The 17,244-nt window shown below is 59.6% G+C and carries 18 protein-coding genes and 1 pseudogene; 16 read left to right on the forward strand and 3 right to left on the reverse strand.

Annotated features, from left to right (window positions below; genetic code table 11):
* From GSQ82_RS25050 to lexA, 3 genes and pseudogenes are all read right to left on the reverse strand, one after another.
* Positions 1 to 296: pseudogene (locus GSQ82_RS25050) on the reverse strand (hypothetical protein); the annotation flags it as partial.
* Between the two features lie 122 nt (positions 297 to 418).
* Complete coding sequence (locus GSQ82_RS08855; protein WP_158791913.1) at positions 419 to 1,627, reverse strand: efflux RND transporter periplasmic adaptor subunit; 1,209 nt, start codon at positions 1,625 to 1,627, stop codon at positions 419 to 421.
* Positions 1,628 to 2,083: 456 nt separating this feature from the next.
* The gene (gene lexA / locus GSQ82_RS08860) at positions 2,084 to 2,689 is read right to left on the reverse strand and encodes a transcriptional repressor LexA (RefSeq protein ID WP_158791914.1); all 606 of its coding nucleotides are present in this window, start codon (positions 2,687 to 2,689) and stop codon (positions 2,084 to 2,086) included.
* A gap of 312 nt (positions 2,690 to 3,001) precedes the next feature.
* Here lexA and GSQ82_RS08865 point away from each other — a divergent pair, with 312 nt between their 5' ends.
* The 16 genes from GSQ82_RS08865 to GSQ82_RS08940 all read left to right on the forward strand — a co-directional run bounded on the left by GSQ82_RS08865 (position 3,002) and on the right by GSQ82_RS08940 (position 17,170).
* A complete protein-coding gene (locus GSQ82_RS08865; protein WP_158791915.1) occupies positions 3,002 to 3,748 on the forward strand; it encodes a response regulator transcription factor in 747 nt (248 codons plus the stop codon).
* Positions 3,726 to 3,998, forward strand: coding sequence for a hypothetical protein (locus tag GSQ82_RS08870; RefSeq protein WP_158791916.1), 273 nt, complete (start codon positions 3,726 to 3,728; stop codon positions 3,996 to 3,998). The genes GSQ82_RS08865 and GSQ82_RS08870 overlap by 23 nt, the downstream gene beginning before the upstream one ends.
* Positions 3,999 to 4,003: 5 nt before the next feature.
* Positions 4,004 to 5,365 (forward strand): sigma 54-interacting transcriptional regulator, encoded by a 1,362-nt coding sequence (locus tag GSQ82_RS08875; RefSeq protein WP_158791917.1) that lies wholly within the window; start codon positions 4,004 to 4,006, stop codon positions 5,363 to 5,365.
* A 309-nt stretch (positions 5,366 to 5,674) separates the two neighbouring features.
* Positions 5,675 to 6,043, forward strand: a complete 369-nt coding sequence (gene flgB / locus GSQ82_RS08880) for a flagellar basal body rod protein FlgB (protein ID WP_158791918.1) — start codon at positions 5,675 to 5,677, stop codon at positions 6,041 to 6,043.
* Between the two features lie 2 nt (positions 6,044 to 6,045).
* Positions 6,046 to 6,570, forward strand: coding sequence for a flagellar basal body rod protein FlgC (gene flgC / locus GSQ82_RS08885; protein WP_158791919.1), 525 nt, complete (start codon positions 6,046 to 6,048; stop codon positions 6,568 to 6,570).
* Between the two features lie 45 nt (positions 6,571 to 6,615).
* Entirely contained in the window at positions 6,616 to 6,948 is a 333-nt protein-coding gene (gene fliE, locus GSQ82_RS08890) for a flagellar hook-basal body complex protein FliE (protein WP_254061519.1), read from the forward strand.
* A 33-nt stretch (positions 6,949 to 6,981) separates the two neighbouring features.
* A complete protein-coding gene (gene fliF / locus GSQ82_RS08895; RefSeq protein WP_158791920.1) occupies positions 6,982 to 8,757 on the forward strand; it encodes a flagellar basal-body MS-ring/collar protein FliF in 1,776 nt (591 codons plus the stop codon).
* A complete protein-coding gene (gene fliG, locus GSQ82_RS08900) occupies positions 8,757 to 9,845 on the forward strand; it encodes a flagellar motor switch protein FliG (RefSeq protein WP_158791921.1) in 1,089 nt (362 codons plus the stop codon). Before fliF ends, fliG begins: the two co-directional genes overlap by 1 nt.
* Complete coding sequence (locus GSQ82_RS08905) at positions 9,829 to 10,560, forward strand: FliH/SctL family protein (RefSeq protein WP_158791922.1); 732 nt, start codon at positions 9,829 to 9,831, stop codon at positions 10,558 to 10,560. The genes fliG and GSQ82_RS08905 overlap by 17 nt, the downstream gene beginning before the upstream one ends.
* Complete coding sequence (locus GSQ82_RS08910) at positions 10,560 to 11,897, forward strand: FliI/YscN family ATPase (RefSeq protein ID WP_371417183.1); 1,338 nt, start codon at positions 10,560 to 10,562, stop codon at positions 11,895 to 11,897. The genes GSQ82_RS08905 and GSQ82_RS08910 overlap by 1 nt, the downstream gene beginning before the upstream one ends.
* 2 nt (positions 11,898 to 11,899) lie before the next feature.
* Complete coding sequence (locus GSQ82_RS08915) at positions 11,900 to 12,382, forward strand: hypothetical protein (RefSeq protein ID WP_158791923.1); 483 nt, start codon at positions 11,900 to 11,902, stop codon at positions 12,380 to 12,382.
* A gap of 22 nt (positions 12,383 to 12,404) precedes the next feature.
* On the forward strand, positions 12,405 to 14,165 hold the full coding sequence (locus GSQ82_RS08920; RefSeq protein ID WP_158791924.1) for a hypothetical protein: 1,761 nt from the start codon (positions 12,405 to 12,407) through the stop codon (positions 14,163 to 14,165).
* A gap of 57 nt (positions 14,166 to 14,222) precedes the next feature.
* Entirely contained in the window at positions 14,223 to 14,675 is a 453-nt protein-coding gene (locus tag GSQ82_RS08925) for a flagellar hook capping FlgD N-terminal domain-containing protein (protein WP_158791925.1), read from the forward strand.
* A gap of 110 nt (positions 14,676 to 14,785) precedes the next feature.
* Positions 14,786 to 16,021 (forward strand): flagellar hook protein FlgE, encoded by a 1,236-nt coding sequence (locus GSQ82_RS08930; protein WP_158791926.1) that lies wholly within the window; start codon positions 14,786 to 14,788, stop codon positions 16,019 to 16,021.
* A 188-nt stretch (positions 16,022 to 16,209) separates the two neighbouring features.
* Positions 16,210 to 16,782, forward strand: a complete 573-nt coding sequence (gene fliL / locus GSQ82_RS08935) for a flagellar basal body-associated protein FliL (protein ID WP_158791927.1) — start codon at positions 16,210 to 16,212, stop codon at positions 16,780 to 16,782.
* Between the two features lie 25 nt (positions 16,783 to 16,807).
* Entirely contained in the window at positions 16,808 to 17,170 is a 363-nt protein-coding gene (locus tag GSQ82_RS08940) for a FliM/FliN family flagellar motor C-terminal domain-containing protein (protein WP_158791928.1), read from the forward strand.
* Positions 17,171 to 17,244: the final 74 nt, after the last annotated feature.

Consider the following 17,244-nt stretch of genomic DNA (forward strand, 5'->3'; position numbering starts at 1 on the left):
TCGCCGATGGTGATGTCGCCGCCGTTCTGCGTGATGGGGGGATTCGCAATGATTTGCTGGATGCGGGAGTCACCGTCGCTGCCTCCGCCCATCCAACCGTGACTGGAGTGGAGATGGCCGGTGATGTGGACCTGGCTGTCGGAGCCGGGATGGATGCGGATGTAGCCGGAGCCGGTGAAGACATTGACCGAAGGCGAGCCGCTGACGTTGAGGGTGCGGTCGAAGTTGCTGTCGGCGAGGGCAGCGGTGGCGGCGAAGGTGAGGACGGCGGCGGTGGCTAACATTTTCGCGTTCATGGAGTTCCTTTGCTCAGGCGATGGCTACGATTTCGATGCTGCCTGTGGTGCATCCGGTGATGTATTTATGCGCTGGCTTCGATGGGTTTACAGGACTGGTCGCCTGTCTTTCGGTGGCAGAACTATTGTTGCAGGATGACGTTGTCTCCGGGTTTTAGGCCGGCGAGGATCTCGGTCTTGGTGCCGTTGGAGATGCCGGCTTTGATGTCGATCTTACGACGTCCAGTCTTTTGTTTGGGGTCAGGGACTTCGACGGAGGCGTTGCGGTCTTTGTCATAGAGGACGGCCTGCTCGGGAACGGTGAGGACGTTTTTATGCTCTTCCATGAGGATCTCGGCGTTGGCGGTCATGTTGGCTTTGAGTTCGCCGCCGGGGTTGTCGATGGAGACGCGAACCTCGAAGGTGGTGACGTTGTCTTTTTCGACGCCGAGGGGAGCGATGCGCGTGACCTTGCCGAGGAAGGTCTTGTCCTTGAAGGACTCGACTTTGATGCGGGCAGGCTGGCCGAGATAGACCTTGCCGATGTCGGCCTCGTCGACCTTGCCCTGGACGTAGACCTGGCTGGTGTCGCCTACGGTCATGACGAGGGTGGCGGTGGAGCCGAGGACGAGGATGGAGCTTACGGCGTCACCTTTTTCTACGTCGCGGGAGAGGATGATTCCGTCCATGGGGGACTGGATGGTGGTGTAGCTGAGCTGCTCTTTAAGCTGCTTGAGCGAGGCTTGGTTCTGGGCGACCTGGGCCTCGGCCTGGCGAAGCTTGGATTGGTCGACGGAGATCTGGGCGACGGCTTTGTCACGAGTGTTGGCGGCGGCGAGGTACTTCTGTTGGGCGTCGTCGAGAGCTTGTTTGGAGACGACGCCGTCTTTGGACATCTCAAGATTGCGGTCGTAGGTGTGCTTGTACATGGGCAGGTCGGGGGCTTCAGCGTTGACCTTGTCGTAGTCGATGGATGCGGCGGCGGCGCGGGCGTTCGACTCGGCTGCAGCGAGTGTGGCCTTCTGGGCGGCGACCTGGGCGAAGATCTCGATCTGGTCGAGCTGGGCGAGGGTCTGGCCGGTGCGGACGCGGTCGTTGATGTCGACGTTGAGGTTGGTGACGATGCCGGAGGCTTTGGATTTGACCTCGACCTTGGTGATGGGCTGGACCTTGCCGGTGGCGACGACGGAGCGGGCTATATCTCCGTTTTCGGCCTTGGCGAGTTGGGAGGGCTCGAACTTGGTGGTGTTGCCGTGGGCGGTGACGGCGACGGCGAGAACGACGATGGCGATGAGGGCGGCTAGGCCTGACCAGAGCCAGAGTTTTCGTTTGTTTTTACGCTGTGTCGCCAAGGTATAGCTCCCATGAGATCGGTTATGTTACTGGTCTCGAAGTTTGATTACGCAAGAAGTGGCGGTGTGGTTCCGTATGGGTGGGTAAAAGTTTGGTGGAGCGGATGTTAGACGGGGAGGGGAGGGTGTCAGTAGCAGGGATGTCTAAAATTTGAGCGTAAAGGAGAGGGTTTACTGATGGGTGAAAGGCGGATGAACGGGGTGGGGTTTCACTCCGCAACGCGATGAGAGTGCACGTTGCGGTTGAGGTCTTCTTTCTGTTTTCTGTGGATGAAGGAGGTAGGCAATGGCAAGTGCAAAAGCAGATCCCTACGGGATGACAAAACAAAAGGGATAAACAACGACAACCACAACCGCAGATCCCCTACGGGGATGACAAACAAAAGGGCGAGCAACGGAAAAGGCAAGGGCAACGACAACAACAACAATAGAAACGATAGTGGCGGATTGGATGGGTCAGGCGTATTTACGGAGGACGCCGAGGACTTTGCCTTGAATGCTGACGTTTGCGGCAGGGGCGTAGATGGGGGCCATCTCGTTGTTCGAGGGTTGGAGTCGGATCATGCTGCCTTCGCGGTAGAAGCGCTTGAGGGTGGCGTCGGAGCCGTCGACCAGGGCGACGATGATCTCGCCTTCGCGGGCGGTGCGAGTGCGTTCGACGAGGACGTAGTCGCCGGAGACGATGTGTTCGTCGCGCATGGAGTCGCCGCGTACTTCGAGGGCGAAGACCTCGCGGTTTCCGATGATGTCGCTGAGGGAGATGCTCTCGGCGGTCTCGATGGCCTCGACGGGTTTGCCGGCGGCGATGCGGCCGAGAAGAGGCAGGCGATCGGAGCCTTTTTTGCCGCTGCGGACGGGAAGGACGTCGATGGAGCGGCTGCGGTTGTGCGCTCGCTGCAGCAGGCCTTTGTTCTGGAGGTTGGTGATGTGTTTATGCACGGTGGCGAGAGAGCTGAGGCCGAGGCCGCTGGCGATCTCCTCGTAGGAGGGAGAGTAGCCGTTCTTCTGGGTGAAGTTCGAGAGGAAGTCGATGACCTCTTTTTGCCGACGCGTGATAGCCATGCGCCTGATTGTAGCGAATAAAAAGCGAATTGCAAAAATATATTTGCTACTAAGTGCTCGACTGGATATCGGGGGGTGCTTGAAGTGTTACGTGTGTTGTCTTCAAAGATAGTGGCTAGGTATATTCCGATGTCTTCCGTGCATGAGAGGAAAGTACGGTGCGATTCCCGTTTTGAAATTGTCTATGCAAATCATACAAAACATGACTTGTCATTGAGCTGTCGATGCACCAAGGTAATTACACGCCTGCACGTTGGTAACGTGACCGATGGTTGGTAATGGGTGAATTGGACTACTGGAGGATTTTGAGGGATGAGAGTTCTGATCGTTGAGGATGACGCTGCACTTGGGTTGTTTCTGCAAAAGGGTTTGAAGCTTGAAGGACATGATGTGACGTGGGTCGGCGATGGCGAAGCCGGCCTGAGGCATGCGGAGGAGTATCGGCCGGATCTGATTGTGCTCGACCTGAGCCTGCCGCGGAAGGATGGCACCGAGGTACTGGCGGAGATGCGCGGGCGTTTCGACGAGACGGCGGTGCTGGTGTTGACGGGACGAAGCCAGGTGGAGGAGCGGGTGAAGTGTTTGAACCTTGGCGCGGACGACTGCCTGCTGAAGCCGTTTAGCTTTCATGAGCTGACGGCGCGTTGCCGGGCGCTGCTGCGACGACGTGAGCAGTATGCAGACCCGATGTTGCGGCATGGCGATGTGGAGTTGAACCGCATGGACCGGAGGGTGATGCGGAACGGGCGGTTGGTGGAACTTACGGTGAAGGAGTTCAGCCTGCTGGAGTTTTTGCTGATGAGGCGTGGACAGTGCTGCACGCGGAGTGAGCTGCTGCGCGAGGTGTGGCAGATGTCTCCTGATGCGGGGACCAATGTGGTGGATGTGTATGTGAACTATCTGCGCAGGAAGCTGGGCGCGGCGAGTGTGGATGGGGATGTGGCAGCGGGCTCTGTGATTGAGACGGTGCGGGGCGAGGGCTACCGGATGGGCGATGGTCGCAGGACGGTGGCGCGTGTGGAGGCGTATCCCGCTGGTGCGGCGCTTGCCGGTGCGTGAGGCAGTGGAGCGGGTGGAGCAAGCGGATCTGGTTGAACGGATCGATGTTGCGCTGCATGGTCTCTGCCAGCCGCTGACGGTGCTGCAGTGCCGGTTGGCGATGGGAGAGCTGATCGGCGAGCCGGAGGCGATGCGCGAGGCGATTCGAGAGGCGCTGCTGGAGTGTGCGCGGTTGAACAAGACCGTGGGTTCGATGCGGACGATGTTACAGGATTGCATGCGGGATAGAGACGACGAGAGGGCGGGGTAGAGGCGATGAGTGCAGAACGGGGTGCGGTGTTGAACGAAGACATGATGGAGATGGCGGCGACGCGGACGGTAGTGTTGGCGAGTGCGGATGCGGCGTTGCGGGAGAGGCTGCGAGCTTCGCTGACCGGGCTGCGTTGGCAGGTGCGCGAGGCTGCGGGTGGGGCGGAGGCGATGGCACAGCTTGAGGATGCGCGGTCCGAGGCGCTGCTGGTGGATAGCTGGCTGCCGGATCTTGAGGTGGGAGAGTTTGCGACGGTGATCCGGATGATGTATCCGGCGATGGAGTTGCTGCGGGTGGACGGCGGAGCGGATGGAGGGGCGCGGAGCCCGAGACGGAATGAGCTTTTGCATGCTCTGCGGGAGGCGCAGAATGCACCGTTGAACGATACGGCGGCGTGGATGGCGGCTCCGGTCTCGGTGCCGACGTCTGGTGTTGGTTCTGGATCTGGCGTAGGAGCGCGGATTCCGGTGCGGGTCACTGCGGTGACTACCTCGCCTGTTCGGCAGCGGGAGGTGTCGGGAAGAGATGCTGTTGACGAGGTGTTGCGTGCGATACCGGAGTCGCTTGTTGCGGCGGAGGTTCGGGCGGAGGCGATGTTGCCTGAGATGGTGGGGACGAGCGAGCCGATGCGTGAGTTGGCGAGGCTGATCCGGCTGGTGGCGCCGCGTTCGACGACGGTGCTGATTGAAGGTGAGACGGGGACGGGAAAAGAGGTGGTGGCGCGGGCTGTGCATCGGCTGAGTACACGCGCGGGGAGATCTTTTACGGTGTTGAACTGCGCGGCGATTCCTGAGGCTCTACTGGAGGCGGAGTTGTTTGGTCATACGCGGGGTGCGTTTACAGGGGCGGTGCAGTCGCGTACAGGACGGATTGAAGCGGCGCATGGGGGGACGCTGTTTCTGGATGAGATTGGCGAGATGCCGATGGCGCTGCAGGCGAAGATGCTGCGGTTTCTCGAGTGTGGCGAGTTGCAGCGGGTGGGCGATAACGAGACGGTGCGGGTGGATGTGAGGGTGGTTACGGCGACGCATCAGCCGTTGGAGAAGCTGGCGTCGAGCGTGGGGGCGGAGAGAACGTTTCGATTAGATCTTTATCATCGGCTCGCGGTGTTTCCGGTGGAGGTGCCGGCGCTTCGTCAGAGGATGGAGGATATGGCGCAGCTGGCGGAACACTTCCTGGAGCAGATGGGGCAGGAGATGCCGCGGAAGCGGTTGAGCGCGGAGGCGAAGGCGAGGCTGCATGAGCATAGCTGGCCGGGCAATGTTCGGGAGCTGATGCATGTGCTGGAGCGTGCGGCGATTCTGGCGGGGGACAGGCTGGAGATTGGTGCAGAGGAGATTCGGTTCCGTAGGGCTACTCGGGGGTAAAGATGGTGTCCTGCCGGACGGGCCCACTACTCGTGGGGAGGTCACTTCGTGACTTGTATACCTTGTCGTGGCAGGATCATCTTCTATGGGCCTCGCGTTGCTCGGCAATGAAAATTCCGACCAGCGGGAGGAGCTTGGGTGTCGGTGGTTGCTTGACCGGTATACGCGTCACGAGTGACCTACCGCTGAGCAAGCGGCCCGTCCGGCAGGACAGAATCCTGAAGATGATTTGTATAAGAGCGCTCTCATTCGAGGGCGCTTTTGTTTGGCCGCAGGACTGCATCTACAGCATGCGTGGAGGTGCAGGCGATGCAGACGACGACAGCGATGAGCGATGCACTGGGACGGTATCTGGATCTGACGAGTCAGCAGATGCAGGTGACGGCAAGCAACATGGCCAACGTAGATACGCCCGGATATAAGACGCAGGGATTCGACTTTGAACAGGAGTTTGCGCGGCAGTTGCATGATGGCGGCGGCGCGGCGGCGCTGGAGGGGATGCAGGCGCCGGTGGAAGATGTGGATGGGCTGGTGGCGCGTCCGGATGGAAACAATATTTCGATCGATCGCGAAAGTATCCAACTGGCGAAGTCGCAGCTTCAGTTCAAGCTAGGCGAGCAACTGTTGAAGGGTGAATTCTCCGGTCTGATGAGCGCAATTCATATGGATTCGAAATAACTATGAACCTCTTTGGCGTAATGGATGTGAGTGCTTCGGCGTTGAAGGCAGAGCGAGTGCGGGCGGAGGTGGTGGCGTCGAACATGGCGAACGCCGAGACGACGCGGACTCCAGAGGGCGGGCCGTATCAGAGACATCATGTGGTCTTTGAAGCGCAGGGCGGTGGGAGCTTCGAGCAGTCTCTGGCGAGCGAGATGAACGGTGGAGCGGGTACGACTTTTCGGAGTGGTCTTCGCAGCGCGTTTACAGGCGGGTTGGGAGGTTTGAGTAGCGGTTTGACGGCTGCCGATCCGACGCCTGGAGGAGTTGCGGTGACGAGTGTGATCAGCGATGCGAGTGCGCCGTTGCAGCGGTATGACCCGCAGCATCCGGATGCAGGGCCGGACGGGTTTGTGTCGTATCCCGACATCAATCCGCTGACCGAGATGGTGGATTTGATGGGCGCGACGCGTTCGTACGGGCTGAATGCTTCGGCGATTACGGCAGAGAAGAGCATGGTTTCGACGTCGCTGGATCTTCTGAAATAAAAATGCAGTGTGTAGCACGAGATGGACTGAGGTAGGGGAGCGATTGTGACAGCATTGACTGGTTTGACGATGCCGAGTGGGTTTAATGTTGGAACGGTTGACGACGGATTTTTGAGTGACGCCGGAGTTGGGGCTACGAGTACGGGTGGTGGCTCGGGCGTGCCGTTTGCGGGCGTGCTGCAGACGATGGTGCAGCAGACGGGTGCGCTGGATCAGAAGGCTTCGGAGGCGGTGACGGGTTTGTTGAACGGATCCGGTGTGGAGATTCACGACGCTATGATTGCGACTCAGAAGGCGAATATTGCGTTTGAGCTGGCGTTGCAGGTGCGCAATAAAGCAGTCGGCGCATACCAACAGATGATGAGCATGCAGTTTTAACGATTTGTGACTTCACAGAAACGCTGAGGCGAGATGGCAGAGACAGTACAGGCAGGAGCGGGGATTCAGAAGGTGGGACAGAACGGCGATAGTACGCCGGTAGGCAGAGCGATGGCGATGGCTTCGACGTTGCGGGAGCGGCTGATGGCGATGCCGCAGGGCAAGCGGACGTGGCTGATCGCATCGGTGGTATTTCTGGCGGCGATGTGTGCCGGGATGGCGTGGTACGCGGGACGGCCGGATTGGAGGGTGCTATTCAGCGGGCTGGATGGCAAGGATGTTCAGCAAGTGTCGCAGGAGCTGGCGGCGGCGGGGATTCCTTATGAGACGACGACCGATGGCGGCGGGGTTCAGGTGCCGGCAGACATGTTGGATAAGGCTCGGATGGAGGTGGCTGCGAAGGGAATGCCGCAGACGGGAAGACTGGGGTTTGAACTGTTCGACAAGCCGAACTGGGTGGGGAGTGAGTTTGATGAGCGCGTGAACTATCAGCGGGCGCTTGAGGGAGAGCTGGAACACACGATTGAGACGCTGGGCGTGGTGAAGTCGGCGAGGGTGCATCTGGTGTTGCCGCAGCCTTCGTTGTTTACGGCGGAAGAGAAGGTGGCGAAGGCGTCGGTGGTGTTGAAGCTGAAACGTGCGGCGCTCGATCCTGAACAGGCGGATGCGATTCGCAGTCTGGTGGCGGGGTCGGTTGAGAACCTGAGCGTGGACCAGGTGACGTTGGTGGATGCGGATGGACGGATGAACTTCAGGCCGCGTTCGGCCAGTGCGGCGGAGGCGGACGCGCAGCAGGCGATGGAGGCGAAGCTGGTGGCGATGCTGGAGCCATTGGCAGGACACGACAATGTGCGGGCTACGGTGAATGTGAGCTACGACGAGGGAAGCGAAGAGCGGACGGACGAGGTCTACGACCCGAGCGAAGTGGCGACGCTGAGTATGCAGAAGAGTGAACAGACTTCAGCGGTGCGGGGACAGCCTTCGGGTGTGCCTGGGACGGCGAGTAATTCTCCTGCGGGCGCTCCGGAGGGAGCTGTTGCGGGATCGCAGGCTGCAGCTGCTCCAGGAACTCCGCCTCTGCTGCAAAAGCAGGCGTTGCCTGTCTATCCGGCGCAGGGTTCGGGGGTGGGACAGAGTCTGCATGAGGAGAATGGTACTTACGGAGTTACAAAACATCTGGTTCACTCCGAGCAAGGACCGGGGAGGGTGCGGAGGGTATCGGCGGCGGTGGTGGTGAACGATCGCAGCGTGATCGAAGGCACGGGCAAACTGGAACACGCGGTGTGGAAGCCGCGCAGCGCGGAGGAGATGCATCGGCTGGAGGAGCTGGCACAGGCTGCGGTTGGGTTTGATGCGCGGCGTGGAGACCAGGTGGTGATGGAGAACGTGAGCTTCAGCACGAACGCTCCCGAGGTAAAGCCGCCTGCGATGGAGAGGGCGATGGAGCAGATGAGTGGGCTGCTGCATGCGCAGCCGGAGTTGATGCGGACGCTGATGATCGGAATCTGCGGTGTGCTGCTGGTGTTGTTTGTGCTGCGGCCGGTGGCACGACAGGTATCTGCGACGCTGCAGGAGCCGAGGTTGTTGACGGCTGGAATACAGACGCCCAGCGAATTTGATGGGCAGGAAGAGTTCACACTGCCGGCGGGGAACGATGTTGAAGAAGAGGTGTTGCCACGGGCAAGAACTAAGACGCACCAGTTGCAACAGGGGATCTTTGAGCATGTGTCGGAGCATATCCGGCGGGAGCCAGGACAGAGTACGAGATTGATTGAAGCATGGATCGGATCGGCGGAGGAGAGATCGTAATGGGGACAACGATGCAGATGTCGGGTGTAGAGGCGATGAGGCAGAATCCACTGCTGTTAACACCGGAAGCAGGATTTGTCCCGGCCGATATTCCAGGGTTGCGGAAGGCAGCGATCCTAATGGTGGCGATCGGGGATGAGCTGGCGAAGGTGCTCTTTCTGAGTCTCTCGGAGAAAGATGTGCAGCGGGTGACGGAGGAGATCACACGGCTGGGAGATGTTCCGGCGTCACAGCTAACGCAGGTATTGACGGAGTTTTACGGGCTGCTTGAGACACAGCAGTACATGGTGCGGGGAGGGCCGGACTATGCGCTGCGGTTGTTGACCGAGGCGTTCGGCGCGACCAGGGCCGAGGAGTTGCTGCTGCAGGTTAAAAAGATTCGCGAACGTACGAACGGCGATATGGCGATGCTGCAGAATATGGACGCGCAGCATCTGAGCAAGTTTTTGGAGAACGAGCACTCACAGACGGTGGCGCTGGTTCTGGCTCATCTGGATGCGAAGCGAGGATCGACGGTGCTGATGAATCTGCAGGGCGCGATGCGGGTGGATGTGGTGCGGCGCCTGGCGGAGATGCGGCAGTTTTCGCCCGAGATGGCGCAGACGGTGGCGATGGCGCTGCATAAGCGAATGGAAAAGATGGGTTCGAGTGGAAGGAAGTCTTACTCGGGCTACAGGGCCGTTGCTGAACTGTTGAACCGGCTGGATCAGGGGGAGAGCAGAGGGATTCTGGAGGAGATTGAACAGAATGAGCCAAAGGTTGCGATTGGAATTCGCGAGCTTATGTTCACGTTCGAAGATCTGCTGACGGTGCCACCGGAGAGCATTCGTGAGTTTGTGAGTGCAGCGGACAAGAAGGTGTTGGCGATGGCGCTGAAGGGTGGAAAAGACAACGTGAAGGCTCATCTGTTCAAAGCGATGAGCTCGCGCGCGGTGGAGATGATGAAGGAGGACATGGAGGTGATGGGGCCGGTGCGTATGCGAGATGTGGGCGCGGCGCAGCAGGAGCTGCTGGCGTTGGCGAGGCAGCTTGAGAGTGAAGGAAAGATGATGCTGAAGATGGAGGCCGACGATGATCTCGCCGTATGAGAGTGCAAACGGTAGGGGTGCTGGAGCTGGAGTCGCGGCCAGGTTGTTGCCTCCGGGCACGCAGACAGTGTCGCGGCTGGAGTTTGTGTCGCTGGACTACGAGCATGTCGATGAGGACGTGGTGGAAGAGGTCTTGACGGTGAAGCCGGAGGTTCGGGTGAAGGAGGAGATGGAGATGTTTGATGGCCGTCTCAAAGCTCAGGCCGAAGAGGCGAGAGTGCTGCTGGAGACGGCGCGAAGTGAGGCGAGGTCTGAGGCCAGGCAGGAGTGGGAACAGGAGTTGGAAGAGAGGATCGCGGAGGAGCGAACGTTGCTGCTCAAGGCGAACGATGATTTTCAGAGGGAACGAAGAAGGTACTTTGCCGAGGTGGAGGCGGAGCTGGTGAAGCTCTCGCTGGCTATTGCAAAGCGTGTACTTCATCGCGAGGCGAAGCTTGATCCTCTCTTGTTGGCTGGCGTGGTGAGGGTTGCTCTGGACAAGCTTGCGAAGGGAAGTGCGACCGTGTTGCGTGTGCCTGCGGAAGAGTTGGGGATGTGGAGCGCGGTCTTTGCGATGGACACGGATGCGACATTGCAGGTTGCTGGAGATAAGCGGTTGAGCGCAGGGGAGTGTGTGCTGGATACGAATGTCGGCACGGTGGAGCTGGGCGTGAGTGCGCAGCTCGATGAGATTGAACGAGGCTTCTTCGACCTGTTACAGCAGAGGCCCGCGTGATGCGAGACATGCACAGTATGGAGGGGGCCAGTCGCGGGGATCTTGCGCCTTATCTGAGGCAGCTTGAGGTTAGGCCGTCGTGGCGGTGGAGCGGACGGGTGGTTGAGGCGAATGGACAGACGATTGAAGCAGAGGGGCCGCTGTGTTCGGTGGGCGAGTGCTGCGAGATCGTCGATGGCGAGGGGCGAAGACATCGTGCGGAGGTGATCGGATTTCGGGGCAGGCATGTGCTTGCGATGCCGCTTGAGGCAACGCAGGGAATTCGCTATGGCGATGCCGTGCTGGCGATGGGGGTGAGGCCGGGAATCGCAGTGGGACGAGAGATGGAGGGCAGGATCGTCGATGCACTGGGTGCGCCGCTGGATGGACTGCCGGCGCTGGGTGCAGGTCAGGTGTGGCCGCTGGATGGAGCACTGCCGAATCCGATGGAGCGGGAGCCGATTAAGGATCCGCTGCAGACGGGGTTGCGTGTGCTGGATGGAATGTTGACGGTGGGACGCGGGCAGCGGGTAGGAATCTTTGGCGGATCGGGCGTGGGTAAGAGCACGCTGATCGGAATGATGACGAGAAATACTGCGGCGGATCTTACGGTGGTTGGGCTGGTGGGTGAGCGTGGACGCGAAGTGCGGGAGTTTGTGGAGGATTCGCTGGGCGAGGAGGGACGGAGGCGATCGGTGGTGTTGGTGTCGACGTCGGACCAGAGTCCGCTGCTGAGGATGAGGGCTGCGATGGCGGCTACGTCGGTGGCGGAGTTCTATGCCGCGCGTGGGAAGCATGTGCTGCTTGTGCTGGATTCGCTGACGCGGTATGCGATGGCGGCGAGAGAGGTTGGGCTGGCAGCGGGAGAGCCGCCGGCGAGCAAGGGGTATACGCCTTCGGTGTTTGCGCGATTGGCGAAGTTGGTGGAGCGTGCGGGAAACTTTCGGAACGGAAGTATCACGGCGTTCTATACGGTGCTGATGGAGGGCGACGATCAACAGGACCCGGTGGTGGATGCGGTTCGATCGCTGCTGGATGGGCATGTGGTTCTGTCGCGCTCGATGGCAGCCGCAGGATGGTATCCGCCGGTGAATGTGCTGGATTCGCTGAGCCGGTTGATGCCCGCTGTGACTACGGCGGAACATCGCGCCAAGGCGGCGACGGTGCGCAGATTGCTGGCGGCGCATGCGCGTTCGGAGGATCTGATTCGGATTGGAGCTTATAAGGCGGGCACGGATGAAGATCTTGACCGAGCGATGCAGGCGATGCCCGTGCTGCGGGAGTTTCTGGAGCAGAGAAGCGAGGAGCGCGTGACGATGCAGGACAGTGTAGAGCGATTGCGCAAGATGGAGCTATAACGATGCAGCCGCGCCTGGCTACCTTGCGACGAATGGTGAATTTGTATGCGCTTGTTGAAGAGATGCATGCGGCAGAGCTGCAGCGGATGACGGCCGCGGTTCGCGAGACGCAGGTCGCGATCTCAGTAGAGGAGGAGGCTGCGGCTGCGGCACGGCTGGAGGGACGGGTTGCGTTAGTTGACGAAGATTGCCTGGGACGCGTGATGGCCGAGACCCAGCAGGAGACCTCCGCGTGGCGAACGGAGCGGTTGGAACAACTTCGGCGGGAGCGCGAGGCGTTGAACGATGCGGCCAGGGAGCAGTATGTCGCGAGCAAGTTGAAGAGAGAACAGATCAAACGCGTGATGGAAGATATCGCGGAACGAGTCGACATCGAAGAGCAGAGGCGTGCGCAGGGAACTTCCGACGACAGGTTTCTGGCTCGTAGACGATGGACCGACGAACAGGAACGGATACGGGCAGATCGGCAGATGAAGACGTGCTAATGACGCGGGTGTTGAGTTTGGCGTGTGGAGTGCAGTTGCACTCGCTGCCGGAGATGGACGAGGGATCGAGATGATGAGTGCGGCAATTTTATTGACGGGGAATACGGAGCAGGCCGGTGTACGAACGTCGTCATCTGAGCGTGGAGGGTCGGAGATTGCTTCGTTTGCTCAGAGCTTTGATGAGAACGTTAGCAACAGCACCGGGATAGCTGGAGGAGGCATCCATGATGGCGAGGCTGTCGAACATCGCGGCGTGCAGGGGGACGCGACAAAGACTGTTGGAGAGACTACACCTGCGGGCGAAGGAAAGATCAAGGCAGTTGTAGACGAAGGTGCCGTCGGAGAAGGTGGGAAGACTGAGACGACGAGAAAGAATGTTGTGCAAGTCTCTGACTTTAAGGTGGAGTCGCAGAACGGCAGTTTGATGAAGGGCGTCGAGGTTACCGGGCATGATGGGCCGGAGGTGGAGAGTACAGCAGAGATGGCTGAGGTCTCCCAGCATGGAGAACCGAAAGCTCCTGTGGACGGGGACCCGGCTGGGACGGCTCCTACGCCGACTACAGACTCCTCGACCCAGAAGCAGACTTTGATCTCGAAGAACGAGGAAGTTGTCGTTGTTCAGAAAAAAGAAGGTGCCGCACCTGCGAAGGCTGATGAGACAGGACCGGTAAAGAAGACCGGGAAGACAAAAGAGAGTTCGGCGACTAAAGCGGGGCATAAGGCAACAGAGACGGGATTGAAGACGAGTGGAGGCGAGACGAAGTTGAGTGCGCAACCTTCTGTCCAGGCTCCGGCACCAGCTATATCGCCCGCTCCTGCGGTCAATGGCGCTCCAGCGAGCGTGGTCGCGAAGGCGCCGGAGAGTGGGCGTGACGACGGTGTATCTGCTGCGAGCAAGCCGGTTCAGTTGTCTGCTGGATCAGGAGAAGCATCGATTCAGACGCCTTCGGCTTCTTCATCCGGGAGCGACACTCAAGGAGGCGGAAGCAACGTCGTTGCAAACGAGATGGGCGCGCCTGCGGCAGCTATGCCGGATGGACAAGCAGAGGCTTCGAAGTTGAATGCGACACAACCTTCGACAACGTTGGGTGTCGAGACGGATGGTAAGGCGCAGACTGCCGTCGCGGCAGCAATGCATGCGATGGGAGCGGGGGGTGGGACGTCTTCCGAGTTTGGGACGACGATGCTTTCGCCTGCGGGAGTGCCCGCGGATGCAAGTTTCGCGAAGTTGCCTATTGGAGGCGCCGCTGCACACGGGACGAACCCTGGGACGATGAGTGCTGGATCGGATGGGTCTTCGGCGGTAACGGCTGGGTCGATGGATGGAGCTCCGAAGACGTTCGAGGCAACGCCGACTGCGCTTGAGATCGGCGTGCAGAACGGAACCCATGGCTGGTTGAAGGTGCGTGCGGAGATGACTGACAGCGGCGTGGTGAATGCATCGGTCTCTACCGCCACGGCTGCGGGGCAGGAGATGCTGCATCGGGAGCTTCCAGCTTTGACGGCGTATCTGCACCAGGAGAAGGTTGCCGTAAATATGGTCGTCGTTAATACGCCGACGACGGCAGGAGGAGAGTTTCGAGGTTCCGTCCCAAGGAATGGAGATGCAGGCGATGGCCAAGCGGCTAGCGCCGGGGGACAGCAGCAGGGTTTTGGACGAGCGGCTTCGGGTCGTGCGGGTGAGACGACGGGCCAACGGAGTTGGGATGGAGATGGTGAAGACGGACTACCGTCCAACGCGACGTATGCAGAGGGTGGAAGCTGGTTGAGCGTGCGTGCTTGACCCAGTCAAACGAGATGAATTCATAGAAGCACTCAACAAGGAGAGAGAACGATGGACATGCAGCAGATCAATTCGATTTCAACACCAAAGCCGGCGGCGGCCAAGGCGGTCGCCTCGTCGCTGTCTCCAAAGACGGTGACGGCCAAGGCGGCGGCAGGCGGCGCTCCGGCGTCCGGTGCCGCCAGCGACTCATCGACTATCACAGCGAACGATTTTCTTACGCTGCTGGTGAGCGAGCTTCAGAATCAGGATCCGACACAGCCGACGGACCCGAACGCTTATATCACTCAGCTGGTTGGAGTGAACAGCCTGCAGCAGCTGATCTCGATCAACCAGGGACTGACTTCGGTGGAGACGCCGGCGAGCGATTCTGGGGGGACTGGAGGGACGGGGACAGGTTCGAACGCTGTTGCGAATGTGAACGCGATGGCGAGCGTCGATTCTCTGCCAGCCGCGCAGTCGATGTCTGGCCAGAACTCGATATGGGGTGGTGGCACGACCTCAAGCTAACCGCTCCGGCGTCTTCGATTTGCATGCAGATGATCAGGAAACGCTGGGTCATTCAAGCAGGCTCGACAAACAACAGAACTGTAACCGGAAGGAATTATAGGAGAAGGGTCATGGGAAATTTTTCTATCGCACTGTCTGGACTGGATGCTGATTCAGTCGCATTGAACACGATCGGCAACAATCTGGCGAACCTTAACACGACTGCGTTCAAGGGTCAGACAACTTCGTTCGAGGATCTTTTCTATCAACAGATCGGTCAGTCCGGATCGGGAGATGCGATTCAGGTTGGAGCCGGAACCCAGGTCTCGGGTACGAGCACGGACTTCTCAGAGGGCACGATTCTGCCGGATGCGAATCCGAACTCTTCGGATATGGCGCTGCAGGGCAACGGATTCTTCGTGGTGCAACAGGGCGGAGTGCAGTCGCTGACGCGAGCGGGAAACTTTGAGTTGAGCTCGAACGGCGATCTGATTACGCAGGATGGTCAGCAGGTGATGGGCTATGCGGCGGTAAATGGCGTGGTGAACCAAAACACCAGTTTGGCGCCGATTACGATTCCTGTGGGTGTGAACGAAGGAGCCCAGGCCACGCAGAACTTCTCGGTGACGGCAAACCTGAATTCGAATGCGACCGTGGGTACTGCGTTCTCTTCGCCGGTGCAGGTCTACGACTCCCTCGGACAGAGTCATCAGGCGACGGTGAACTATACAAAGACGGGCACGAACACGTGGAGCTATTCGGTAACGCTGCCGGCCGGAGATGCGACCGGAACGCCCACGAACAACACCGGAACACTGACGTTTGATTCATCGGGAAATCTTGTGTCACCGACGGGAAGCGTGAGTAATATTACATTTCCCGGGTTGGCGGATGGAGCGAGCGATCTGAGCTTTAACTGGAACTTGAATGGCAGCAGCGGAAGTCCAACGGTGACCCAACTGGCGTCGGCTTCGACCAACACGGCGGCCCCCCAGGATGGATTTACCAGCGGCGTCTACCAGAGCTTCACCGTGGATCCGAGCGGCGTGATTACCGCGCAGTTCAGCAATGGACGGACTTCGACGATCGGTCAGGTTGCGGTGGCGACGGTTGCCAACACGGCGGGACTGACGGCATCGGGCGGTAATAACTTCAATACGACGGCGGCCTCGGGACAGGCGACGATTGGTGTAGCCGGGGCTGGTGGGCGAGGCACTATCGATGACGGCGCGCTGGAACAGTCGAACGTAAACATTTCAACAGAATTTTCTAATCTGATTGTGGCGCAAAGAGCCTTCGAGGCAAATTCGAAGACGGTGACGACCTTCGATACTGTCTCGCAGGATGTATTGGCGATGGTCCGGTAACGACGTTCGACTTGCAGGCTGCGGCGGCGTAGCGGGTAGGGACCGAAGAATCGGCTCCCATCGGCTGGCCGCCCAGGCTGTTTTTCAAATGAGCAGGCGCATCTGCTGCGCTGTTCTTTTGATCTTGAAGATTCGCTAATCTTCGGCTGTGCGTGACTGGCCCTTCGGTTGCATTTCTCTTCAGCATCATGGCTAGTTCTCCTACAGTTTTGGCGAGTTCTCCTTCGGCTGCGGTTGGCTCTGCGGCGGTTCCGACAACACCTAAGTTTCCCGTCCTTCCTCTTGTACTTGCAGCTGTCATGGGGGTTGCGGTCACTGCACTTGTTGTTGGCGGGGTCGTGTACTATCTGGTGCGCTCTGGCCGTCTTCCTGCACACGACAGCTCTGCACACAAAGCCGAAGCCGCCGTTCCGATGACAACCCATGTGATGGCGCTGGAGCCGTTGCTGGTGAATCTTGCCGATGCCGGAGGTAGTTCTTACCTGCGCGTCGCCTTGACTATGCGAGTAGCCGATGCGGCGACCAAGCGAGATGCGAAGCCGAAGGAAGAGGCAGCCAAAGACAATAAAGCCGGGGATGAGGCGATGGCCGAGGCGCGCGATACGGTGCTTACGGTGCTGGGGCGGCAGACGGCGGATGGCCTGTTGGCCCCCGATGGCAAAGAGCGCCTGAAGGCGGAGTTGAAGGCGGCGTTTGGTGCGCAGAACACTGACCTGAAGGTAGTGGATGTTTTCTTTACAGATTTCCTGGTGCAGCGCTGACAGGTAAGCGGGGGATGGAGGGGCGATGACGGGGACAGAGCTTGCGAGGCGCGATGCACAGTTTCAAGCACGGGCCAGTGGACAGATGGAGACGGCGATATCGGGGGTGCCAGCGACGGCAGATCTGGTGACACCGTGGATGAATCGCATCGAAGAACATCCGTCGTGGGATGTACTTGGACAGCTACGGGTGACGATGCGGGTGGGAGTGGCGCTGGCGCACTTCAAGGTTAGCGATCTGCTGGTGTTGAAGATCGGACAGGTGTTTTCGAGCGCTTCGCCCGCGACCGAGGATGTGCCATTGATGGTGGGCCAGGTGCAGCTGGGCTGGACTGAGTTTGAGGTGCAGGAACAGCGAATGGCTCTGCGGCTGACGCGGCTCGGGTAGGGATCGGCGTCGGACAGCGCGATGGCGAATTGAAGACATGGCGAATTTGTGTGGAGCGAACGAAGGCTTATGAG

Source organism: Granulicella sp. L60 (assembly GCF_009765825.1).
In the GTDB taxonomy this organism is placed as follows: Bacteria; Acidobacteriota; Terriglobia; order Terriglobales; family Acidobacteriaceae; genus Edaphobacter.

Excerpts from the sequence above, each read along its gene's own strand:
- lexA (WP_158791914.1), bottom strand. The coding sequence starts at position 2,689 with ATGGCTATCACGCGTCGGCAAAAAGAGGTCATCGACTTCCTCTCGAAC.
- GSQ82_RS08865 (WP_158791915.1), top strand. The coding sequence starts at position 3,002 with ATGAGAGTTCTGATCGTTGAGGATGACGCTGCACTTGGGTTGTTTCTG.
- GSQ82_RS08875 (WP_158791917.1), top strand. The coding sequence starts at position 4,004 with ATGAGTGCAGAACGGGGTGCGGTGTTGAACGAAGACATGATGGAGATG.
- flgB (WP_158791918.1), top strand. The coding sequence starts at position 5,675 with ATGCAGACGACGACAGCGATGAGCGATGCACTGGGACGGTATCTGGAT.
- flgC (WP_158791919.1), top strand. The coding sequence starts at position 6,046 with ATGAACCTCTTTGGCGTAATGGATGTGAGTGCTTCGGCGTTGAAGGCA.
- fliF (WP_158791920.1), top strand. The coding sequence starts at position 6,982 with ATGGCAGAGACAGTACAGGCAGGAGCGGGGATTCAGAAGGTGGGACAG.
- fliG (WP_158791921.1), top strand. The coding sequence starts at position 8,757 with ATGGGGACAACGATGCAGATGTCGGGTGTAGAGGCGATGAGGCAGAAT.
- GSQ82_RS08905 (WP_158791922.1), top strand. The coding sequence starts at position 9,829 with ATGATCTCGCCGTATGAGAGTGCAAACGGTAGGGGTGCTGGAGCTGGA.
- GSQ82_RS08910 (WP_371417183.1), top strand. The coding sequence starts at position 10,560 with ATGCGAGACATGCACAGTATGGAGGGGGCCAGTCGCGGGGATCTTGCG.
- GSQ82_RS08915 (WP_158791923.1), top strand. The coding sequence starts at position 11,900 with ATGCAGCCGCGCCTGGCTACCTTGCGACGAATGGTGAATTTGTATGCG.
- GSQ82_RS08925 (WP_158791925.1), top strand. The coding sequence starts at position 14,223 with ATGCAGCAGATCAATTCGATTTCAACACCAAAGCCGGCGGCGGCCAAG.
- GSQ82_RS08930 (WP_158791926.1), top strand. The coding sequence starts at position 14,786 with ATGGGAAATTTTTCTATCGCACTGTCTGGACTGGATGCTGATTCAGTC.
- fliL (WP_158791927.1), top strand. The coding sequence starts at position 16,210 with ATGGCTAGTTCTCCTACAGTTTTGGCGAGTTCTCCTTCGGCTGCGGTT.
- GSQ82_RS08940 (WP_158791928.1), top strand. The coding sequence starts at position 16,808 with ATGACGGGGACAGAGCTTGCGAGGCGCGATGCACAGTTTCAAGCACGG.